Origin of the sequence: Sphingobium xenophagum NBRC 107872 (genome assembly GCF_000367345.1) — a bacterium.
In the GTDB taxonomy this organism is placed as follows: Bacteria; Pseudomonadota; Alphaproteobacteria; order Sphingomonadales; family Sphingomonadaceae; genus Sphingobium; species Sphingobium xenophagum.
Genome location: NZ_BARE01000058.1, coordinates 1 through 21,473, shown reverse-complemented (window position 1 = coordinate 21,473; position 21,473 = coordinate 1). Strand labels below are relative to the sequence as shown.

The following is a 21,473-nucleotide window of genomic DNA, read 5'->3' as shown; positions in this document are numbered from 1 at the left end:
GATATGTTATCAATCTCGGATTTTCGCGCCAGGTAGAGATGTCATCGCCCGTCTTGGGCTGATTTCTCCTCACGCCTTACCGGTGCCACTGCGTGCTAGCCGGCTGCGTTGATCCTCCGCTCGATATCCGAGAGGCGGGACACCAGCTCGTCGAAGCCCGGCGGCTCCTCCATGAACATTTCCGCCATGGCGGCGTAGTCCGCCGCAAGTTCCTCGCGCATCGTGTCAGTGACCGAAAGCCGCAGTGTCCCGAGCTGCGCCGTGCCGTAGGAGGCCTTGGCATCAGCGAAGAGCAGACTTTTGTTCCTGACAACCTGCTCCAGCAATACGCGTTCGGTGAGCGCCCGCTCGGTAATCCCGGAAGCGTCGAGCATGAACACATCGTAGAAGTGCCGCGACAGACCCGGCCGCAATTTGCCGCTGTGGTGCAGCGCATGCAGGATCGTCGCCTTCTCCCAGTAGGTCCTTTCGAGCGCGAGCGTTGGCACGGCAGTCACTGCATCGCACACCTCGCCCGGAAAGTCCTCGGCGACATAGGGCAGGATGTCCCGCTGCTCGAAGGGTTCAGGGTCTCCCCTTGCCCCAAACTCGAGCTTGATCCGCGGCTGCACGTAGCCGGGCCGTCCGCCATACGTGTTGCCATAGTCGAGACCGTAGCCCGAAGATGCCGGGTAGTTGAACAGGACAGTCTGCCGGTCCTTGTCATCGGGATCGGCCTCGATGCTCCAGCCCTCACGGGTGCCCAGGGCATCCTCGATCGCTTGCGCGAGCGTCGGCAGGAGGATCGTCCCGACCCACTCTTGGGCGGCAGCGCCGAGCGCCTTGCCGCGTCGTTCGCGCTCCTTGCCGCTGATGTCGTTCGCCATCGGCGAAGCAACCTCGCCGAGCAGCGGCACGGCCCGATTGATGGTGAGATCGATGTCCTCTGAAAATCGTTTGATGATCCCGAATGCCTTCGAGAGCGAGGTCCCGCCCTTGAAGGTCAGGACCTTGGCCAGCTCGGGTACGCTCATCAGCCGGCGCAGGGTCCAGCAGACCCAGAAGTCCTTCTCGACGATGAGCGGCGTGAGGTCGCGGCGTGCGGCTGCTTCGGCAAAGAATGCCCGCCGATCATCGGCAGGTCGCCGGGCAAATTCATCCATGGTGCGCCGCCCCGATCTTCAGCACGACATCGCCCATCCAACCGGGCATCTGCGCGCGACCCTTGAGCAGTGCCTGCACGTCCTTGTTATCAAGCCGCGCAGCAAGCTGCGAAATCGCATCAGCATCGACGTTGTATCGCCCCAGTCCAGCCAGGTACTGGACCACGCCGTTGGCCGCCTCCGAGGCATTGCCCAGAACGGGTGCGCGGCTGTGTTTGAGCGTAACACTTCGGCCAGCGGCCTGGCGCACGCGACTTCGTCCTGTCGTCGCATAGCTCGTTCTGGCAGGCACTTGCGTCGACAGGCCAAGCCTGTTCGCCGCTGCCGCTGCCGAGGGCGCAAGCCGATCGCCGCTTTGCGCCGATACAGCTTGGGCTATCATCTCGGCATCGGGTGTCAGCGCGCCCAGCTTGTCGTGCAACTGCGGATAGTCGTAGAGGCCGCGACCAATCCGGCGAATCTCCCCAGCCTGCGCTAGGCGCGACAGTGCCATGTCGACCGAGCCGCGTGTGCCGAAGTCGATGAAATGCTTGGGGGTGAATACCCACCCCCGTCCCTTCGCGCGAACGCGCTTCATGATCTTGTCGGCCATGGCGGACATGATTCGTGTGCTCCTTTCGTTAGAAATTAACACACATTTTTCTAACAAACCATACCATCGTGAAGGACCTCTTGATGACCATGATGATCATCGTCACCGCATGCCTGCCGATCATCGCCACTGGCGTTCCGCAAGTTCGCTGATGATGACCAACAGGGTGCCGGACATCGCCGGTCAGACGTGAAGGAGCGGCCCCATTAAAATTGCCGCACTCGGTCCCGCGCGCCATGTGGCGCGCTCCTGCGGGTGCGGGGTTTCTTGCACTGGGCCGCCGGCACTCTTGCACTACGCCTTGGTCGCCGTCCCGCGCCCGTGCGATGCACCGGGCCACGGGCCGACTGACTTGCTCCGGCAAGGGGTCCGTCATTTGTTGCTGGCCGCGCCGACGACGACGCAGCCAAGGCGCCCCGCGAAAACCCACCAACATCCTTCGGCCACCGCAATCAAGCGGGGCGAAGAGAGCATGGCGTTTTGCGGTTAACCCCGAACACCCAGATGGGGTTCGGGGGCAAAACCGTAATCTCTCTCTCATCTCGGTGGCTGAGCGAAATCAGCATCGCCATAGCATGACGCCTGGGAGATTGGCGGCCGTCAAGGATCGCGGGTGCCCCCCAATTTTTACCTGCTGCGGCTACCGCCTTGCGAGCAAAAATCGGCTCCCCCCACGCCCGCTTGCCAAGCGGCGGCAGCGCGTGCGCGCCGCCGTCCCTGACTGCCTGACTCCGGCGTCCCTCCGATGGGCATCTTTCATCAGCGTGATGAGAGACAATTCCTTTTGGAGGTTATCATGACGGACCGTTTCTCGAACTTCGCCGACCTTGCCGAACACTATGCGCGCGAAATCGCCACGCCCGACTACGCCCGGGCATTCATGGAGCAGACCGAACTGGCCAAGCTCTCGATCGAGCATGAGCCGAGCGCTGTCGAAATGCCCGACCCCGAGGTGGCGCAGGCGGCAATCGAGATGATGCTGGCAACGGTCTTCGACCTGTTCCGCGACACCCGGATGGAGGACTTCGCGAGTGAAGTCGCATGGGGCGTGGCCAACAGCTTCCATGTCGTCGCCAAACGCCTCGATGACCGCGAGGACTCGATGGCGAACCGGTTGCAGGAGAAGCTGCGCGAATATGATCCAAGCGAGGTCTACGCGACCGACCTTGAGGACCTCACCATGCAGGCCCGCAGCCTTGCCGAATGCCGCGATGCGATGGAGTGCATGCGTGACCATGCCGCACGGATCTACCTTGTCGAGACCGGTCGGCCCTTCTCGCCGGTGCGTGGGTCCAGGGTGTCGTCCAAGACCAATGCCTCGATGATCGAAGCGCGCGACTATCTCGCGGCACAGAAGGCGCAGCGGCGCGAACAGTTTGCCCCATCGGGTCCGGTCGTGGTGTTTTCGGGCGGACAGCAGTTCACCGACATTGCGCTGGTCGAAGACTATCTCGATGCGATCCATGCCCGGGTCCCGTCGATGGCGCTGGCAACGACCGCCCAGAACAAGGGCGCGGACGTGATCGCTGCGGCCTGGGCATCGCGCCACAATGTGCCGGTGATCCTGTGCAAGCCCGATACCTCGCGGGGACCTTCGGCACCCTATCAGCGCAACGCTCGCATGCTTTCCTTCAAGCCTGTCGAGGCGGTGGTGTGCAGCGGCGGCGGCATCCAGGCGAACCTTGCCGACCGGCTCCGCGAGGCACGCATCCCCTTGCACATCGTGCGCGACGCATCGGTTCAGAACGAGGCTCCGGCAGTGCGGACCAAAGCCGCAGCGCAAGCTGAGCGGCCTGCGATGAAGCGCACGGCATGTGGCACCGTCAATGGCGATGAACTCCCGCCGTTCTGAGCGGGGCCTGCTCCGATTGCATCAACCAGAAGGGTGTCCGGCCTCACCGCCGGATGCCCTTCTTTTTTGTCGATCGGGACGCACACTTTCATCGCCCGGCTCGCTCGCTTCTTGCCCTCGCCAGTAACGGCCTGACAGCCTGCTGGCGGGGGCGCAAAGGCTTCGCATCGGCCGGGCGGACGAAACCCGTGCTTGGGACCACCGGGGGTGCTGCCCAACAGGGTTAAACACTCTCGCAGAATTCCAAGCATGATGGCCGCCATTGGCCCGCGTCAAGAAGGGCGGTTCCCCCAATTTTTACGCCTGAAGAAGGCGAAAAAATCGGCTCCCCCACCCCCGCTGCGCGGCGGGCCGCGGGCGGCCCGTTCCTGACCCGGGCCAAGCTCGGCCATCCCGGAGGAGACCTCTTCAATTCCTTTGACAGGAGGCTCACATGAACGCTCTTACCAAGACCCTCGAAATCCCGGCTTTCGACCCCATCAGCTACGACGCAGCAGTGCGCGCCGCGACGATCCGGGCCCAGCACAGCTTCTTCGACCAGCATGTCATTGAGGACGAGTTCGGCTGCTTTCTCGCCATCGACGAAGGCGACTACAACGCCCTGCCCCAGGACCTGATCGACCGGATCGTCCATTCCGTCGCAGGCATGATGGCCGACGACTTTGATGATGCGAACATCGCCCGCGCCGCAAGCTTCATGAGCGTGGTGATGGATCCCGAATGGGACGCGGATTGCCCGTTCTGAAATGATCATCGACCGCAGCGCCGGAGGGCACCGACGAGGGGCTCTCCGGCCCCCCTTTTTGCAAGTCCAGATAAAGCGCAGCCAGGGCATCGAACCCCGGCTGCGCTGGCCTCTGCCGAGGCCGGTTTCAGCTTGCCCGAAGGCGCTTCTCGGCTTCGTCCAGACCGAGCTTTCCGAGAGCGGCGAAGAATGCTTCGACCCTCTCGAACGGCGCCTTGCCGAGAACTGACTTGTGCATCAGTTCGACGCTTGCCGCCCGCTCGCTTGTCCGCAGTTTCGCCTCGCGCGCTTCCAGCGCTTGACGCTCCTTTGCGATTGCCTGTCTTTCGGCTTCGAGACTTCCTTTTCTGGCCATGGTTGTACCTCGTGGGTTGGTGCTGAAACCTCCCGCGCGCGAGGATCGGCATCTAGGCCCGCTTGGCAAGCCCCCTGCCCCTATCTGCCTCGGTTACCCCTGCGATTCCTGGGCAATGCCGCAGCGTCGGCATGCCGCTGACAGGCCGTGCAAGTCCCACCCGGATTCGGCTTAGATCCCCCAAAACCACGAGCCATCAAAGCTACAGGATCAAAGGGAAAGGGTGCAGACCGTACACGGCAGTGCCGTCCCAGAACTGGCGGAAATGCGTGCGTTTACAGCTGATGCGAAATGATGCGCTTTGTATTACAGTAAGACGCAGGCGTCCGAACCCCCTGATTATCCGGGATTCTAGCGGTATTACAAAGTAATACGCGGCCCCTCAGCCATGCCTTTGCTTGCCAAGGTTTGGAGGATCGCCTAAAACAGCCATCGCGCAATCCCCGCCGGGCCCTTTTCGAAGGGTTTGGCGATGACAGAAACAGTTCTGATTACGGTCCGGCTTCCGCAAGCCTTGGCCGATGCCGCGCAGGCTGCGGCGAGCGCAAAACAGGTCTCCCGTTCCAACCTGCTGCGAATCGCACTGGAGCATTTCCTCGGGACCATTTCGGGAACCTCGGAACAGGACCGGCGCCGGCAGTTCTCGTCCGAATATCTGTTCCTCGTTGCCGACCTCATTGTCCAGCGCCAGTACCCCGACGTTCATACCGCGCTGATCACCGAAGCCGAGACGCGGATGGAAGCGGTCTGTGCCGCGTCCTGACACCTGGTCGGACCAGGCGCGGCCTGGTAAACTCCAGCACCATTCGGCGCGCGGAAGTATGCCGCGCAACGCCGGTGATTTCACCCGCGGATCGCAGCTCATCACCCACGAATTCATGATGTGGTTCGCCTCGGCGAAGATGCCGCTGCTGGTATGGTTTTTTACCTTCCTCGTGGCGCTTTCGATCGTTCTCGCGCTGCTGCTTCACGAGCACGAAGTGCAGATGATCCTGATGCGGATCTACGCCGGGGGGTGGACCTTTATGGAGTTCAATCCGCGCAAGATCCTCAACTTGACGCTGCCCTCGGGCGAAGTGATCCCGGCGCCCGTTTCGATGATCGCCAGCCATCCCGATGTCGTGATCGCGTGGAACAAGCTGATGCGCGCGATTTGGGGTTCGCTGTTCATCTCGCTGTTCGTCGCCGTGCCGATCGCGGTGTGGTTCATCGACTTCTCGAAACGGCGGGGCAAGTCGATCCTCGAAGAACGACACCAGCGCGGTGCCATGCTGGTTGATGGCGCCCAGCTGGCCGATGTCATCAACGCCCACAACCGCGATATGCTCGGGCTGGAAGTCGCCCAGCAGCTGCCCGGCAAAACCCTCCCGGACGTCCTCGCGATGCCGCTCATCGAGCGCAAGGCTGCAGGCATCCACCACGCCTACTCGATGGCTGACGTGCCATTCCCGTGGCGGACCGAGCAGGCTCACACAATCATGATCGGCTCGACCGGCACCGGCAAGACGACCCAGATGCGCGCGCTCATCGCGCAGATGCGCGTGCGGCGCGACCGGGCGGTCGTGTTCGACCTGACCGGGGCCTACGTCGAGGCGTTCTACAACCCCCAAACCGACACCATTCTCAACCCGATGGATGAGCGCTGCCCGTCATGGTCGGTGTTTGCCGAAGCGAAGAACCATGCCGACTTCACCGGGATCGCCGCTGCCTTGCTTCCCGCCGATGGCGGCGGCGCAGAACCCTTCTGGATGCTGGCGGCGCGCACGCTGTTCGTCGAGACGTGCATCAAGCTCATCAAGCTTGGCGAGGCGACCAACCAGGCACTCGCGAGCCGGCTGATGATGGCCGACCTCAAGGAAGTCCATAAGCTCCTCGAACATACCGTCGCCGATCCGTTGACCGCACCCGAGGCAGCCAAGATGGCAGAGTCCATTCGCGCCGTGTTCAACACCAACGCCCAAGCATTGCGCTTCCTCCCCGAAGGCAAGGAGCCGTTCTCGATCAGCGACTGGATCCGCGCCGAAGACAAGCCGGGTGCCATTCTGTTCATCACCTCCTCGCACAACGAGCTGGTGCTCAACCGGGCGCTGCTGTCGCTCTGGATGAACCTTGCGGTCCACACGCTGATGCGCCTGCCGCGCACCCGGGACCTGCGTACATGGTTCTTCTTCGACGAGGTCCACGCGCTGCACCGCCTGCCCGCGATCGAGGACGGCTTGCAAACCGCCCGCGGCTTTGGCGGGGCCTTCGTGCTCGGCATCCACTCCTTCGCCAAGCTGGCTGAGACCTATGGCAAGGAAGGAGCGCAGAACCTCGCCTCGCTCGCGCGAACCAAGCTGATTCTGGCTGCCGCCGATCGTGACACTGCCGAGCACTGCTCGGACTACATCGGTCACCGCGAAGTGCGGATGATGGATGAGGCCTACAGCTACGGCTATTCCAACATCCGCGACGCCGCGACGATCACCCCGCGTTCGGAAGTTCAGCCGCTCGTCCTGCCCGATGACATCATGAAGCTGCCTTCGCTGAGGGGCTTTCTCGTGTTCCCCGAAGGCTTCGATGCCGCCCGGATCAAGCTCACCTACAAGGACTATCCCAAGGTGGCCGAAGGCTACGTTCTGCGCCAGCATGTTGAGCCTATCGAATTCAGGCGCGAACCGCAGGGTGATGACGGCGATGAGGCGGGTGGCCGCGAAACCAAGGACGAGCTCGAACTGGCCCGAGACACCGAGCCCGATGAGGCTTTGAGGCACGCCCGTGCGATCACGCCGAAGCAGGAAGAACTGAACTTCCCGGCGTCACCGCCGATCGGTCCCAGCGATCTCCCGGTGTCGAGTTTGGGGCGTTCGATGATTGTCAGCCAGCAGATCACTGGCGGTCCGTCCCAGCCCCATGCCCGCGATCCCGAGACGGGACCGAAGCCGGTCCAGCAACCGGCAAAGCCTGCGCCCCAGCGCCAGTCACAAGTCGCCCGTGAACTCGGCGAAGCGGTAGATGAACGGGGCCGTGATGGCCGAACGCGCGAGGGCGCCAAGGAAGCCGAACTGGATAGTCCCATCCCCGATGACGGACCGGAGATGTAGCCCATGCATTCCATCGCATCCGTCCGGTCGTCGAGCGGCGCAGCCGACTATTTCGCAAGCGACAATTACTACACGCCTGAGGAGAACGCGGAGGCTGGGGTCTGGGGCGGCGAGGGTGCGCGCGCACTGGGCCTCTCGGGTCAGGTCGAGCGGGACCAGTTTGAGGGCATCCTCAATGGGCGCCTGCCCGACGGCGAGATGGTGGGGCAGGTTGAAGGGAGGCGCCTGGGTCTCGATCTCACCTTTTCGATGCCCAAGTCCGCTTCGATCCTGGCGCTGGTCAGCGGCGACAGGCGCATCCTCGATGCGCATCTTGCTGCCGTCAAATCGACCATGTCGCAGCTTGTCGAGAAGCAGTTCGCCGAGAGCCGCAACTACGAGCGCAGCCGCAGCGGCGAACCCCAGAAGACGGGCAACCTCGTCTATGCCCTGTTCGCCCACGACACGAGCCGCGCGCTCGATCCCCAGGGACACATCCATGCTGTGGTCGCAAACCTGACCCGCGATCCCAAAGGGACGTGGAAGGCGCTGTGGAATGGCGAGATATGGAAGAACAACACCACTATCGGCCAGTTCTACCATGCCGCCTTGCGCGCCCAATTGCAGAAGCTCGGCTACGAGACTGAAGCTGCCGGCAAGCACGGTTCGTTCGAGATCAAGGGCGTCCCCGCCGAAGTCATCAAGGCATTCTCGACCCGGGCCAACGAAATCGAGGCCAAGATTGCCGAAACCGGCGCCACCAGCCTTGCGACCAAGAAGCAGATCACGCTCTATACCCGCGATCCGAAACTGGCGCCCGAGGATCGCGGCACGTTAGTCGAAGGCTGGCAGCAACGCGCCGCCGCCCTTGCGTTCGATGGCAAGGATCTGGTGGCCGAAGCCAAGGCACGGGCTGATGTACAGGCCCGGCCCACGTTCCGCGAAACAGCCACAGCCGCATTCGCCGAAGTTGCCACCCGCATCAACGCGGCGCTGCGCACCCCAAGCCCGCTTGCGGTGAGCGGGGCGGCAGCCCTTTTCATGCCTGCCGAAACGATCAAGGCCCAGCACGCCACCGCGTCGGCCATCCGTCACCTGTCCGAGCGTGAAGCCGCTTTCTCGCCCCAGGCGATTCTGGCGAGCGCGCTCGGGTTCCAGATCAAGGGGCTCGAAGGGAGCGCAGTGGTTCAGCGGATCGGCGAACTCATGCGCGATGGCCACCTGATCCCCGGCAAATCGGACCGGCCCGACGGACACTTCGACCTCGTGACAACGCCGGTCGCATTGGCGATGGAACAGAAGATCCTCGACACGATCGACCGGGGGCACGGCGAGGGCCGGGTATTCATGCCACCCGAGACGGCGATGGCCCGGCTGCAAGAGGCGGCGCGCGAACTTGGGCAGACCCGCGCCGGGGTCGATAACTGGCAGCTCAACGAAGGCCAACTGGCCGCGGGCGTAGCTATCCTCTCCGGAGGCGACAGATTCGTCAACGTCCAGGGCGTCGCAGGTGCGGGCAAATCCACCTTGCTCGGCGCACTGGACAAGGTGCTGGGTGACGAAGGCGTCAAGCTCGTCGGCCTTGCCTTTCAGAACAAGATGGTTGCCGACCTGCGCGGCGGGGGCGGCCAGGGCATGTCGGCCGACCAGATGCGTGAGGCGGGGATCGAAGCCCACACGATCGCCCGGTTCCTCAGCACCTATGCTTCGGCTGCTGCAGCCGGTTCGGGCGAACGGTTCGATGCGGCCAAGGCGGCCTTAGCCAATACCGTCATCATCACTGACGAGAGCTCCATGGTCTCCTCGCGTGATATGCTGCGCCTGACCACGCTCGCCGAACAACTCGGCGTCGCCAAGGCGCCGTTCATGGGCGACCGCCAGCAGTTGTCGGCGATCGAGCAAGGCAAGATGTTCGCCGTCTCGCAGGCTTCAGGCCAGGCGACTGTGCGGATGGACGAGAACATCCGGCAGAAGAACTCCCCGCTGCTTCTCGCTGTCGCCGGGCTCTCGAACGAAGGCCATGCCGGCCTCGCGCTCGAACTCCTCGCCGCGCACGGACGCGTGATCGAGGCCGGCCCCGACCACGTCGCCCGCGCCGCCGAGCTGTGGCTATCGCTAAGTCCCGACAAACGCGAGGCGACCGCGATCTTCACCGCCGGGCGCGACGACCGCGCCGAAATCAATGCGCGCGTTCAGGAGGGGCTGATCAAGGAAGGCACCCTCACCGGACCGGGTCTGACGCTTTCCACCCTGCAGAGCGCGAACGCTACCCGCGAAGAACTGCGTTTTGCCTCGACCTACCGGGTCGGCCAGGTGCTCGAGGCGCGGATGGATGTGCGCGAGATTGGCCTCAGGCGCGGCGAGTATGAGGTCAGCGAGGTGCGCAAGGACGGCAAGGTCGTGCTCGAGCGCGATGGCAAGCGAAAGGTCATCGATCCGGGCCGCATCGACCCCGACCACCGCTTCGACCGGCTCGGGCTCTACGAACAGAGGCAGATCAGGATCCACGATGGCGAGACCGTGTTCTGGCGCGACAAGGACGCAGGCCGCGACATTGCCAAATCGACCTATGCCACGGTGCTCGAAGCACGCGCCGAAGGAATCCGTGTCGAACTAGCTGACAAGCGGGAACTTGTCCTCGCCCCTGGTGACCCGATGCTGCGCCGCCTTGACCTCGGCTATGCGCTCAATGCCCATATGGCGCAGGGAATGACCAAGCCAGAGGCGATCGAGGTGATCTCATCTGCGCAGCGCAATCTCGCGACCCAGCGAACCCAGAACGTCCTCAATACGCGCGCGACCGACGACATGGTGGTCGTTACCAACAACCTCGATTCCCTGAAGCAGCAGCTTGACCGCACCCCCGGCAACAAGACGTCCGCGCTTGAAGTGACCGGCAAGGTCGAGGTTGAGCCGCGCCATGCCAATCCGATCGATAGTCGGCAGGTCCCCGAACTCCGCATGAGCCCGGAGCTCAAGGCCAAGCTCGATGCAGTACTGGGGCCTGCGCCCCAAGCGCCGGTGCGCCAGCTCCCCGTCCCTGAAAAATCGCTGGGGCTCGACCTGTGAGGGCGCGGTTCACCGTTTCGGCCGAGGCCGCAGCGCGCGTGTTTGACCGCGCGCATTCGACGCTGGTCTGGCTCGCGGTCCTGGTCGTCGTCCTGCCCGAACCTGCCGTGCGGGGCCTGGCTATCGCCGCAATGGTCGCGGTGGCCTTGGCGGCGAGCGTCGTCGCCTGCCTTGCCAACGGCGGCCCCCCTCACCCCCCAGCACCGCAATCTGGAGACTGATCATGGCCTACGAGCATGATGAAATCGGCGACTTCGCCAGCGAGCGCGATGCGCAGGACTGGGCCGAACGCAACAACATCGATCCCACCGATCTCCACTTCCGCGCCCGCGGAAAGCGGGGTGTCACCCTGAGCGTGCGCCGGTCGGCGCTCGGGGATTTTTCGAAAGCCGACCTCTCGTTCGGTCGCCGAACCGGCTTTTTCTAAAACCCAAGGAGTCTGAAGATGAAGCGATATCTCTGCCTGATAGGAGCCATGCTCGCCGCCGCGGCCACCCCTGCCCTGGCCTCGGAAGCGCGGCCCTCAGCGCCGACTGCCCACGTTGCTGCCCAGCGAACCACCGATCACCAGGTGATGTCCGAGCAGGTCCGGCAAGGTCTCAGCCAGCTGCGCGAGACGCTCGAGGCCCGCAAGCGCGAAGCCAAGCAACGGGCGACGGCCGCCCAGAATGAAGCCAGCGGCCTTTGCTCGGACTGCCCCGAGAAGGACGCCGAGGCCCATCACCATTCTGTCAGCGAAGAGCGCAAGGTCGACTGCCCCGAGTGCACCGACCGCGCGATCTACGCCTGATGGGGTGCGGCGCGGTTCGGGTCACCTCCCACCGGACCGCGCCGCTTTCCCGGCCGCATTCGATGCATTTCTGCATCTGACACCCGAAGTGCGCATTCATAGGAAGCTGTCGTTGGGATTTTCCCTCGTCTCCTGCTAGAGACTTCCTTGCTTGGAATCGCTCCCGGCAATGCCCCCATCACCTGCGAACCAGTCTTGCCTATGAACCGCCCTGCCCGCATTACAGCCAACACGATCACCGGAACGCTTGAGGCGGGCGCTCGAGGACCGATCCTTCGCGACGCGGACGGCGTAGCCTGGCGACTGCATTTTGGTGAAGAACCGGTGCCAGATCGCCTCGATGGAAAGGTGAGTGTGCGCGGCAAGATCGTTCAACCCGACAGGATCGATGTCGAATTCTGGACGCCGCTGGCCGGTGAGTGATGAAATTGGGTTGGCAAAGTCTGGCCGTCCTCGCCAGCTTGTTGAACGCGAAGGGATAAGCCGGGTATTGCACTGTAGAGTGCGGCTAGATTGCTTTCACGCAGTCGAACGTCATCTCGATCCGGGCACCTACCTAACTCGCACCATTTCAGAGGCAATATTCGGCAAATTTAACATGGTGAAATATTGACAGATTCCTGCGATTGAACAATCGTTTGCGTGATAATGGGCTTCGGGGGCGCCTAGATGCGAATGCAGCGACTGCTGATCGATCGAAGTACGCTCGACCTGATCGCTGCCGACGCCCAGGACTTCCTGAACGTGCTCAACGCATCCGGCCTTCACCAGGCTTCGGCAATGATGCTCGGCGTGTTGGAGCAGCTTCAATCCGACCGGGCGAACCTGCCGGAAGAGCGCGGAGGCGCCGCACAAAACCCCCAGCCTACCTGAGATTGCCCGCAGGCATGCCGAACGGGATGACCCTGCCGTCCGCGCCAGCTTCACGCGTCCCCTGCCCGTAGACCCTGCCATCCAGTTCAAAGGTCGGCGCGAACCGGACGATCGTCGCCACATCGGCTGCCTCCAGATCCGCCAGGGCTTCGATCGCGCCGAGCACGCTCTCACGCGAGGAATAGATGTCTTCACGCATCAATAGCCGCGCCATCGAGGCCGAGCGTTCGCTAATGGCAGCCGCAATTTTCTGATGCATCCGGAAAGACTGTTCGGCATCGTCGGCCCGCTGCGACCAGGCAATCCGGCGATGAAGCGCGTTGGGCAGCACCATGCGCGCCATATCGGGCATCAGCGTAATGCGGGACATCCGCATCACTTCAATATGGAAGCGAAGGTTCTCGAGCACCACGCGTTCAAGCGCGTCGGGATCGCCCGGCGCTCGTTCGCGGGCCTCCAATGTCAGCGCGTCCAGCAGCGATATTTCAGCGGCGGTTGCGCGTTCTGCCGCTCGGTATGCGGCGAGTCCCTCGAAATTGGCGCGCATCTCGAAGAGATCCTCGATCTCTTCACGGCCCCAGATCCGCACCGCAAATTCGCTCGGCTTCTGGCGGGTGAGGTAGCCTTCATGGGCGAGAGCATTAAGCACTTCAGCCACTGCGGCCGGGCGGCAGGCATAGACTTCGGCCACGTCCGCTTTGGAAATAACCTGCCCGGGCAAATAGCGCGCGGACAGGACCCCGAACCTGATTTCGAGGAACATGAGTTCAGAAAGAGACTGCGCTCTGGTCAACCGACCTCCCTTGTGGGCGGGTTCTTGCCCGCCACATCATTGCAGGCAACCTAGCACAAGATCGATTTGATTTCCGAATCCGCGTGGTTCGGATTATCCGGATTGCGTTGTCAGGGAGCAATTTGAGGCATCGGTGGCGAAATCAAAGTTGCCAATCCTGCGAACGATTGCCTGCCCGGCGCAGGTTGTCTTCGCTTTGCTTCGAGAGCCGCGAAAGCGGCAGCGCTATGACAATCCCTGCGAACTGCCCGGCTTTCAAGATCTTACTGAAGGCGATGCTCCGCGCTTCGCGCAAGAGCTCATCGATCTCGGCCTTGTTGGCCGCGATCACGGCCGCTTCACAATCGTCGACTGGACCATCGAGCGCATCGTCGAGCATCTAGCGCTTGCCGGATCTATCCAGGCCTTGGCTGCGGCTCAGGTGGCTGCACTGCAGGGCAAGGTCGATTTTGCTTACCTCGAAGACATCAATACGGCGCTCAAATCCTACGACACCCAGGCGGATAATCTGCTGCAAGGCGCCTTTCTCGATTACCAATGGCATCTCGAACTTGTCCGCCTCAGCGGCAACCGGGTGGCCCTTGCCACTTATGCCAAGGCGATCCCGCCTGCGGTCTGGATTGCCGGAGCCAACTACTTCCAGCTCGACGAGGCGCGAAGCTCGCTGATCGAGCATGACCGCCTGGTCGCCTACATGAAGGCCGGGGATACCCTACGTGCCAGGGACGCCGTGTCGTTTCATGTCGAGGAAGCAGCGGCGCAGATCAGCCGCGCCGGGGTGGCGAGGATCGAGAGTTATCCCGTAGACACTAGCACGGGAGCCCGGCTTGGACAGAATTGACCGACGTTGCAGATGAGGCGGCAGCGTTGACCAAAGCCAGTCGACCGAACCCGTAATGTGGGCGTATGGCTATGACGGAAGCCGCCATTCGTGCTGGCCGAAGCAGTCCATTTGCAACGCGCCCTACTTATGGTCGCCGAAGCCCCTTCAGAAATCCCCTAGAACCGACCGGTTTTAGCCACAGATTGCCGGGGTTTACGGCAACATTACTGACGCGGACTTGAGCCGTTGAACTGCCCTCCAAACCGCTCTTTATCTGGAATCAGATCGGCGATGGAGAATTGATCCAGATGCCGGGCGAATGACTCCACAGCGCCTGTTAAGACATGCCGCAAACCGCAATTTGGGGTTACGACGCAGGTGTTGGTTGCAGCGTCAAAACACTCAACGAACGTCCCTGTATCTTCCATGGTCCGGACAATGGCGCCAACATTCAATTTGGCAGGCGGGAGCGAAAGCTTGAGGCCGCCGCTGCGCCCCCGCACGCTTTCGACAAAACCTTCGGCAGTTAGCCGCTGTGCCACCTTCATCAGGTGGTTCTTCGAAATGCCATAGGCGCGGGCAATGTCGGCGATGGAATGATGGCCATCCTTCACCGCCAAAAACATGAGGGTGCGCAGGGCATAATCAGTCTGAAGCGAGAGTCTCATAAAAGATGCATATCATATATTGCATTTAATCGCCAACCGTCTAAACGATGCATATGAAATGCATCTTAAATGAGTCGAGGCTATGAACCCGTCAGATCATGTGGCGCAGGCACGGGCACGCAAGATGGCCGATGCATTGGCCTTGGGGATCGACGACGCATTCATCTCACATCTCGTCGAGCGATTTTATGAGGCCATTCGGGCCGATGAGATGCTCGGTCCGATTTTTGGCGCAAAGGTCAGCGACTGGCCAAGTCATCTGGCGAGGATGAAGGATTTCTGGGCCTCGATCATGCTGGAATCGGGTCGTTTCAGCGGCAATCCCATGCGCAAACATATGGCTATCGGTGGGCTTGATGCAGCGCATTTTGCCCGGTGGCAGTCTTTGTGGGACGTGACACTCACCCAGATTGCGCCAAACGAGCAAGTGGCGAACCGGTTTCGCGACGCGGCGCGGCGAATTGGCGAAAGCCTGCTGACCGGCATCCAGATCGAGCGCGGTGGTCTCGCCGCAATTTCCGCCAAGGCGGCTGCCTGATGTCGATGCCTTATGCCGCATCCCCCATTTTCGACGAGCAGACCCTGCCCGATGCGCTGCGCAATGATCATCGCACCAAGACCGGTACGTGGGGACTACTGCGCGTCTTGGAAGGCGAAGTCCGGCTGATCTTCACCGAGCCGCATACGGAACACCTTGTCACGCCTGATACGCCCGCCATCATCCCACCACAGGCGACGCATTATGTTGTGCCCGTGGGGGCCATGCGCATGCAGGTTGAGTTCTGGGGCGAACGGCCCGATCTGAGCAAAGGACCGGTCAATGGATGACCTTGTTCTGGCGCGCGCTATCCATGTGATCGCGGTGTTGTTCTGGATCGGCGGCGTTGGATTTGTCACCTGGGTTGTCATGCCCGCGCTGCGGGCCAGCGAACGCCCCGCAGACCGACTTGCCCGGTTTCACCAGATCGAGGGCCATTTTGCATGGCAGGCGCGCATATGGGTCGCGTTGGCCGGTGCGAGCGGGCTGTGGCTGATCTACCGCGCCGATATGTGGAGCCGGTTTGCCGATCTTCGCTTCTGGTGGATGCATCTGATGGTGGCGCTGTGGGCCGTGTTCGCACTGATGCTATTCGTGCTGGAGCCCATGGTATTGCACCGCCGCATGGCAAGCTCAACCACACCAGAAGCTGATTTCGCGCGCATGATGCGATTGCATCAGGTGTTGAGCCTTTTGGGCGTTGTGGCCGTGTTTGGCGCGGTTGGCGGCAGTCACGGACTTTTCTGAACTTCGGGGGAACGACCATGGAAAGCTATGGAACGACATTCAGCATTAAACGGCTTTGGACGATCCTGGTCGTCGGCATGGTCGCCATGTTCGGCATCCTGCTGCTCTTTGGTCAGCAAATCTATCAGCAAGCACCGCCCATTCCCGAGGCGGTAAAATCCGCGAGCGGCGAAACCCTGTTTACGCGCGCGGACATCGAGACCGGGCAGAATGTCTGGCAGTCGATCGGCGGCATGGAGCAAGGCTCGATCTGGGGCCATGGCAGCTATCTTGCACCTGACTGGAGCGCGGACTGGCTGCACCGTGAGGCATCGGCCTTGCTCGCCTTGCAGAGTTCGCAATCAATCGAAGGCGCTACTCCGGCCCAGAATGAAGCGATGCATAAGGCTGCGCTGCAAGAGGAAATGCGCACCAACAACTATGATCCGGCAACTGGTATCATCACTGTCAGTGACACCCGTGCTGCGGTGATAAAACAAGTGCAGACGCATTTCGTCAGCCTCTACGAAGGCAATGACACCGCCGCGCTGGCGCTGCGCAAAGCTTATGCCTTCCCGGTCTATGGACAGCTGTCGCCAGAAGAGGCGCGGCAGGTTTCGGCATTCTATTTCTGGTCGGCCTGGGGCGCGACAACCAACCGCCCCGGCGACACCATAACCTATACCAGCAATTGGCCGCACGAACCGCTGGTCGGCAATGTCCCGACAACAGGTACGTTGCTGTGGAGTCTGGCCTCGGTCATTCTGCTGCTGGCAGCAGCAGGCGCTCTGATCGCCTATTATGCCAAGCAGTTTGACCTCTGGCGCAGCGACATATTGCCCGAACAGGGCATGGCGGCTTCCGATGTACTGAGCGGGGCGGTCATCACCCCGTCGATGCGCGCAACGGCCAAATATTTCTGGGTGGTCTGCGCCCTGTTCGTCACACAGGTGCTGCTGGGCATCGTCACCGCTCATTACGCGGTTGAGGGACAGGGGCTCTATGGCCTGCCTTTCGCCGAATATCTGCCCTATACGATTACGCGCACGTGGCACACGCAGTTGGCTGTTCTGTGGATTGCCACCGCATGGCTCGCCACAGGACTCTATGTTGCGCCAATGCTGACCGGCCGCGATCCCAAATTTCAGCGGCTCGGGGTCAACTTCCTGTTCGTCAGCCTGCTGATCATCGTGACCGGCTCGTTTGCCGGGCAATGGGCGGCAGTCCACCGTTTCTTCCACAATCTGACGGCCAATTTCTGGTTCGGTCATCAAGGCTATGAATATGTCGATCTCGGCCGGTTCTGGCAGATCTACCTGCTGATCGGACTGCTCTTGTGGGTCGCATTGGTCGTGCGCGCGCTGTGGCCCGTGCTTCAGGAGAAGGGCAGCAAATCGCTGATCTATCTCGTACTGGTATCGGCGCTGGCCATTGGCCTGCTCTACGGTGCTGGGCTGATGTGGGGCCAGCATACCAACATCGCAGTCATGGAATATTGGCGCTGGTGGGTGGTGCACCTGTGGGTCGAGGGCATTTTCGAGGTCTTCGCGACCGCGATCATCTCGCTGCTGTTCGTTCGCATGGGCATATTGCGGACGTCTACCGCGACAGTGATGGTGCTGTTCGCCACAATCATCTTTCTGTTCGGCGGGGTGCTTGGCACTTTCCACCACCTGTATTTCAGCGGGACACCCACTTCGGTCATCGCGATCGGGGCGATGGCTTCGGCTCTCGAAGTTGTGCCGCTGCTGGTCGTCGGCTTTGAGGCCTATACGCGCCACAAGGTTGAGCATGAAGCCGAGTGGGAGCGGACCTATCACTGGCCGTTTATGTTCTTCTCGGCCGTCCTGTTCTGGAATCTGGTCGGTGCGGGGCTGTTCGGGTTCCTGATCAACCCGCCCATCGCGCTCTATTACATGCAGGGGCTGAACACGACTGCCAACCACGGCCATGCTGCGTTGTTCGGGGTCTATGGGATGCTCGGGCTGGGGCTCACGCTCTACTGCATGCGCGGGCTCACCGACGTTACGACGTGGAACCAGAAATCACTCAAGATCGCCTTCTGGTCACTCAACATCGGCATCGCGATGATGACGTTCCTGTCGCTGCTGCCGCAGGGTATCCTCCAAACCTATGCCAGTGTTGAACATGGCTATGCCTATGCGCGGTCGGCGGAATTCATCCATAGCCCGATCATGCAGGCGCTGGTGTGGGCGCGCGTGCCCGGTGATGTCGTCTTTAGTGTCGGTGTCTTCGCGTTCGCCTGGTTCATGTTCCGGGCGTTCGTGCCGGGCAATCGGCAACGCGGCACCTGACCGCACGATCCACTCGCTCCTCTTTTTTTACCCACAACACCCAAAGGAATAACTGTGCGCAAACCACTGAGTGCCGAAACCAAAGCCATCGTAAAATCGACCGCGCCTGCATTGCAGCAGCACGGTCTCGCCATCACGACGCGCATGTATGAGCGGCTGTTCACAGACCCCGACGTGAAGGCCATGTTCGACCAGGCCGCGCAAGAAAGCGGGGAACAGCCGAAGCGTCTGGCTGGCGCTATCCTCGCTTATGCGCAGAACATCGACAAGCTGGAAGCCTTGGCGGCACCTGTCATGCGCATGGCTGCTCGGCACGTGGCGACAGGTGTAAAGGCTGAACATTACCCGTTGGTGGCGGATGCCCTCTTGCCCGCAATCCGTGATGTTCTGGGCGAAGCTGCGACCGATGAGGTGCTTGGCGCATGGGGAGAGGCCTATTGGGCGCTTGCAGACATCCTCATCGGCAAAGAAGATATCCTGTATGCCGAGGTGGATAGCGCTGGACTGGCTGGAGCCCTTGAACCAGCCTGAATCCAATAAAGAGCGAATTTGATGGCATCGTGGACACTGCTCCGCGATCAGTGTGGAGTCGCTACTACAACATGTTTGTAGCGGTTCCGCCCGGACCCGGCGCGCGCGAGCGGTTGATTGCGGTTGCAGGGGCCATCATCGGCATTGTGACGACGGGACTGTTGTGCGGCGTGCTGGCTGGTAGCGGCGCTGCACACCCTTTGTTGCTGGCGCGCTTTCTGCATCCGCCAGGCGGCGCGGTCGCCTTGTCAGCCGTGCTCGGCGGGGCCGCCGGAAGCGCGCATCCGTTCATGTTCGCGCTTTAGCCGACCAGCGACACTGGCAGACGCGTGCGTCAGGTCGCGACGACCTATCGAACCTTCAGATTGACAAGCAAATCGACCAGTAGTCCGACTGCGGTAAAAGGTTCCGGCTCGTCACGCGCCGTGAGTCTTTCCGCAAGCGCTGCGGCTCGCTCCAAGGCGACCGACAGACGGGGGCTTGTTGTTGCAAAGGCATTGTCCGCGCCCTTTTCGTATCCGGGAAAGCTCTGACGCAATCGTGCAAGGACATCGTTGCGATCGATCGGTGCTTGGACGTTTTCGTAGTGAAGCAGTAGCCAAAGTTCGAAATTGGGAACGGAGGCGACAGCCCTGAACGGCACCTTCTGCCTATTGTCATTGCGCAGGGTGCCGTCGAGTTGCTCTGCGCGCGTGAGGGCGTCGTGATAGCTTGCGTGGCTGTCGCGATCGAAGACCGCATAGACTTGGTCGAAAGCGCGGGGAGAAATATGCCTGTGCCGGTCGCCCTCTTCGAAAAGTTGTCGCGCATACTCGACAACCTGGAGGGGCGCCGTGCCCAACGCACCCGGATAGATGCCGACATTTGCGGTGTGCAGTCGAAAGGCGCTGCGGATCTCCCCGAAATAGTTGGGCTCTGTCTTTGTCCCCTCTGTGACAATCAAAATCCGGTCGTAACTCGCGCGCCGACCCAGCTTGCGTTCGAGCTGTTTCCGCTGTCGTTCCTTCGGCGCATTGTCGCGGGCCATCAGTGCCTCGTCCCGAAGCTGTCTGCGATGAACGGCACGCCGCCATAACGGCCCATCAGATAGCCACGCTCGAGCGCTTCACCCTTGCGGGGACTGAATTCCGACAGGGCGACCAACGACGATGCCTGGTCGCGGTCTTTTTCGACCATCCAGATCTGGTCGCGCCGGAACAGCTCATGCGTATCAAGCAACGAGGTATCGTGCGTCGTGAAAATGAGCTGCGCGCCACGGGGATTGGCTTCCGGCGAATGGAAGAGGCGGACAAGTTCGCGCACCAGCAGCGTGTGGAGGCTGGTATCGAGTTCGTCGATGACCAGGACCTGTCCGTTCGCCAAAACGTCGAGCACCGGCCCACTTAGGAAGAGCAAATTCCGTGTTCCGTTGGACTCGTCCATCAGATCGAACACAGCTTCGCCATTTTCCGTCACATGCCGGAAGAGTAGCTTGTTCTCTTCGATTTCCTCGGCGCGCATCTCGGTCTTACCGGCGACCAGATCCACATGGACGGATTGCCCGGGCACCTTGTTCGTCACCACCTCGATGTCGGCGATGCTGATGTCGGCAGAAGTTAGGAAGTCGCAGATTTCTTTGCGGCCCTTTTGGTCCTTCAGCCGCTGCAGCGACACTTGCGGATTGAGTTGCGCTTGTTCGTTGAAGATGACGAGCTGGCGCGCGAACCAATCGAAGATCGGTCGCAGCGCCTCGCTATTGAGCTGTACCGCCATCGAGAGAAACAGCGCGTTGGGGCGCGTGGCGTTCTCCCACACATTCTTCGCGCCTTTCAGCCCGGCACCGAATTCGTAGACGTCCTTGCCGACTTTTGCATCGAACCGACGCTCGAACCATCGCTGCGGCTTAAACGCCTTATAGACGAGCAGATGTTCGGCGACGATGCGCTCGGCCGACATCGTGAAGCCATACTGGTGGCGCACGCCATCCAGAATGAAGGTTGCCTCGAACGATGTCGGCTCGTTGGCCGACGCCTTGTCGAGACGAAATGGCTGAACAGCAAAGGTCTGGCCAGGCTGAATCAGCGTCGCCGACTCGATGACGACGCCGCGCATATATTGCAACGCCTTGATGAGATTGGATTTTCCGCTGGCGTTGGCGCCATAAATCGCTGCGCTCCGCAGCAGAAAGGGCACCGCAGAGACGCCGGTGACGATGGTATGCGTATCAGCAAGGCTCTTGTCTTTCGAGGCGACAAGGCTAAAAATTTGCTCGTCGCGCAGAGAGCGGAAATTGGAGACGCGAAACTCCACGAGCATATGATTCCTCCAGCCATCTTGCTAATATCGTCATTATTCGCATAAATTCCGCAAAAATGCAAGATATTTGTCGAAGGGCGTGGACCGCTTCGGTCAAGGCGCCGCCGCCGCGTTCAATGACAAAGCCGCTGTCCAATCGATCAGTCGCGGTTGGCTACCACATCGCCCACTGCCGATCGTTTCAGGTGAGCGGGTGCGAAGCGGAGCCTAGCTCGTCTAACAAGACCGTTGGAGCCGCGCGCTAAACGTCGGCTCTCGGCATAAGCCGACATTTAGCGACGCCGGTGCGAAAGGCGGCTTCGTC

The 21,473-nt window shown here is 61.5% G+C and carries 24 protein-coding genes; 17 read left to right on the top strand and 7 right to left on the bottom strand.

Annotated features, from left to right (window positions below):
• Positions 1-95: 95 nt before the first annotated feature.
• Both SX1_RS19380 and SX1_RS19375 read right to left on the bottom strand, forming a co-directional pair.
• Entirely contained in the window at positions 96-1,142 is a 1,047-nt protein-coding gene (locus SX1_RS19380) for a nucleotidyl transferase AbiEii/AbiGii toxin family protein (protein WP_019054383.1), read from the bottom strand.
• Entirely contained in the window at positions 1,135-1,743 is a 609-nt protein-coding gene (locus SX1_RS19375; protein WP_026149959.1) for a DUF6088 family protein, read from the bottom strand. The genes SX1_RS19380 and SX1_RS19375 overlap by 8 nt, the downstream gene beginning before the upstream one ends.
• Between SX1_RS19375 and SX1_RS24335 the strand changes: the two genes are divergently transcribed.
• From SX1_RS24335 to SX1_RS19360, 3 genes are all read left to right on the top strand, one after another.
• Positions 1,733-1,927: a hypothetical protein gene (locus tag SX1_RS24335; RefSeq protein WP_157410302.1), complete on the top strand. Its 195-nt coding sequence runs from the start codon at positions 1,733-1,735 to the stop codon at positions 1,925-1,927. The genes SX1_RS19375 and SX1_RS24335 overlap by 11 nt on opposite strands.
• A gap of 603 nt (positions 1,928-2,530) precedes the next feature.
• Positions 2,531-3,586 (top strand): DUF2493 domain-containing protein, encoded by a 1,056-nt coding sequence (locus SX1_RS19365; protein ID WP_019054381.1) that lies wholly within the window; start codon positions 2,531-2,533, stop codon positions 3,584-3,586.
• A 433-nt stretch (positions 3,587-4,019) separates the two neighbouring features.
• Positions 4,020-4,331: a hypothetical protein gene (locus tag SX1_RS19360; RefSeq protein ID WP_019054380.1), complete on the top strand. Its 312-nt coding sequence runs from the start codon at positions 4,020-4,022 to the stop codon at positions 4,329-4,331.
• A gap of 127 nt (positions 4,332-4,458) precedes the next feature.
• On the opposite strand, the gene SX1_RS19355 is transcribed toward SX1_RS19360, so the two are convergent.
• Complete coding sequence (locus SX1_RS19355) at positions 4,459-4,686, bottom strand: hypothetical protein (RefSeq protein WP_006949427.1); 228 nt, start codon at positions 4,684-4,686, stop codon at positions 4,459-4,461.
• A 472-nt stretch (positions 4,687-5,158) separates the two neighbouring features.
• Between SX1_RS19355 and SX1_RS19350 the strand changes: the two genes are divergently transcribed.
• The 7 genes from SX1_RS19350 (at position 5,159) to SX1_RS19315 (ending at position 12,480) form a co-directional block, all read left to right on the top strand.
• Positions 5,159-5,449 carry a hypothetical protein gene (locus tag SX1_RS19350; protein ID WP_019054379.1) on the top strand — a complete coding sequence of 97 codons (291 nt, stop codon included), beginning with the start codon at positions 5,159-5,161 and terminating at the stop codon, positions 5,447-5,449.
• Positions 5,436-7,769 carry a type IV secretion system DNA-binding domain-containing protein gene (locus tag SX1_RS19345; protein ID WP_026149958.1) on the top strand — a complete coding sequence of 778 codons (2,334 nt, stop codon included), beginning with the start codon at positions 5,436-5,438 and terminating at the stop codon, positions 7,767-7,769. Before SX1_RS19350 ends, SX1_RS19345 begins: the two co-directional genes overlap by 14 nt.
• Before the next feature lie 3 nt (positions 7,770-7,772).
• Entirely contained in the window at positions 7,773-10,817 is a 3,045-nt protein-coding gene (gene mobF / locus SX1_RS19340) for a MobF family relaxase (protein ID WP_019054377.1), read from the top strand.
• A gap of 223 nt (positions 10,818-11,040) precedes the next feature.
• Positions 11,041-11,244 carry a hypothetical protein gene (locus SX1_RS19330; protein ID WP_019054375.1) on the top strand — a complete coding sequence of 68 codons (204 nt, stop codon included), beginning with the start codon at positions 11,041-11,043 and terminating at the stop codon, positions 11,242-11,244.
• 18 nt (positions 11,245-11,262) lie between these two features.
• Positions 11,263-11,607 (top strand): hypothetical protein, encoded by a 345-nt coding sequence (locus SX1_RS19325; RefSeq protein WP_019054374.1) that lies wholly within the window; start codon positions 11,263-11,265, stop codon positions 11,605-11,607.
• 201 nt (positions 11,608-11,808) lie between these two features.
• The gene (locus tag SX1_RS19320) at positions 11,809-12,030 is read left to right on the top strand and encodes a DUF5818 domain-containing protein (protein WP_019054373.1); all 222 of its coding nucleotides are present in this window, start codon (positions 11,809-11,811) and stop codon (positions 12,028-12,030) included.
• Positions 12,031-12,282: 252 nt separating this feature from the next.
• Positions 12,283-12,480 (top strand): hypothetical protein, encoded by a 198-nt coding sequence (locus SX1_RS19315; protein ID WP_019054372.1) that lies wholly within the window; start codon positions 12,283-12,285, stop codon positions 12,478-12,480.
• On the opposite strand, the gene SX1_RS19310 is transcribed toward SX1_RS19315, so the two are convergent.
• Positions 12,473-13,273, bottom strand: a complete 801-nt coding sequence (locus tag SX1_RS19310) for a GntR family transcriptional regulator (RefSeq protein ID WP_255209806.1) — start codon at positions 13,271-13,273, stop codon at positions 12,473-12,475. The genes SX1_RS19315 and SX1_RS19310 overlap by 8 nt on opposite strands.
• A 133-nt stretch (positions 13,274-13,406) precedes the next feature.
• On the opposite strand from SX1_RS19310, the gene SX1_RS19305 reads away from it, so the two are divergent.
• Complete coding sequence (locus SX1_RS19305; protein WP_026149957.1) at positions 13,407-14,114, top strand: FCD domain-containing protein; 708 nt, start codon at positions 13,407-13,409, stop codon at positions 14,112-14,114.
• Positions 14,115-14,320: 206 nt separating this feature from the next.
• On the opposite strand, the gene SX1_RS19300 is transcribed toward SX1_RS19305, so the two are convergent.
• Positions 14,321-14,764, bottom strand: a complete 444-nt coding sequence (locus tag SX1_RS19300; protein WP_026149956.1) for an RrF2 family transcriptional regulator — start codon at positions 14,762-14,764, stop codon at positions 14,321-14,323.
• 82 nt (positions 14,765-14,846) lie between these two features.
• On the opposite strand from SX1_RS19300, the gene SX1_RS19295 reads away from it, so the two are divergent.
• The 6 genes from SX1_RS19295 (at position 14,847) to SX1_RS19270 (ending at position 19,179) form a co-directional block, all read left to right on the top strand.
• Complete coding sequence (locus tag SX1_RS19295; protein ID WP_019054367.1) at positions 14,847-15,302, top strand: group III truncated hemoglobin; 456 nt, start codon at positions 14,847-14,849, stop codon at positions 15,300-15,302.
• Positions 15,302-15,592, top strand: a complete 291-nt coding sequence (locus SX1_RS19290; RefSeq protein WP_019054366.1) for a TehB family protein — start codon at positions 15,302-15,304, stop codon at positions 15,590-15,592. The genes SX1_RS19295 and SX1_RS19290 overlap by 1 nt, the downstream gene beginning before the upstream one ends.
• Positions 15,585-16,049: a membrane protein gene (locus tag SX1_RS19285; protein WP_019054365.1), complete on the top strand. Its 465-nt coding sequence runs from the start codon at positions 15,585-15,587 to the stop codon at positions 16,047-16,049. Before SX1_RS19290 ends, SX1_RS19285 begins: the two co-directional genes overlap by 8 nt.
• Before the next feature lie 17 nt (positions 16,050-16,066).
• Positions 16,067-18,343, top strand: a complete 2,277-nt coding sequence (locus SX1_RS19280; protein WP_019054364.1) for a nitric-oxide reductase large subunit — start codon at positions 16,067-16,069, stop codon at positions 18,341-18,343.
• Positions 18,344-18,397: 54 nt separating this feature from the next.
• Entirely contained in the window at positions 18,398-18,874 is a 477-nt protein-coding gene (locus tag SX1_RS19275) for a globin domain-containing protein (protein ID WP_019054363.1), read from the top strand.
• Between the two features lie 71 nt (positions 18,875-18,945).
• Positions 18,946-19,179, top strand: coding sequence for a hypothetical protein (locus SX1_RS19270; RefSeq protein WP_019054362.1), 234 nt, complete (start codon positions 18,946-18,948; stop codon positions 19,177-19,179).
• A gap of 44 nt (positions 19,180-19,223) precedes the next feature.
• Here the strand turns inward: SX1_RS19270 and SX1_RS19265 are convergent, their stop codons facing one another.
• On the bottom strand, positions 19,224-19,901 hold the full coding sequence (locus tag SX1_RS19265; RefSeq protein WP_019054361.1) for an RloB family protein: 678 nt from the start codon (positions 19,899-19,901) through the stop codon (positions 19,224-19,226).
• A complete protein-coding gene (locus tag SX1_RS19260; RefSeq protein ID WP_019054360.1) occupies positions 19,901-21,169 on the bottom strand; it encodes an AAA family ATPase in 1,269 nt (422 codons plus the stop codon). The genes SX1_RS19265 and SX1_RS19260 overlap by 1 nt, the downstream gene beginning before the upstream one ends.
• Positions 21,170-21,473: the final 304 nt, after the last annotated feature.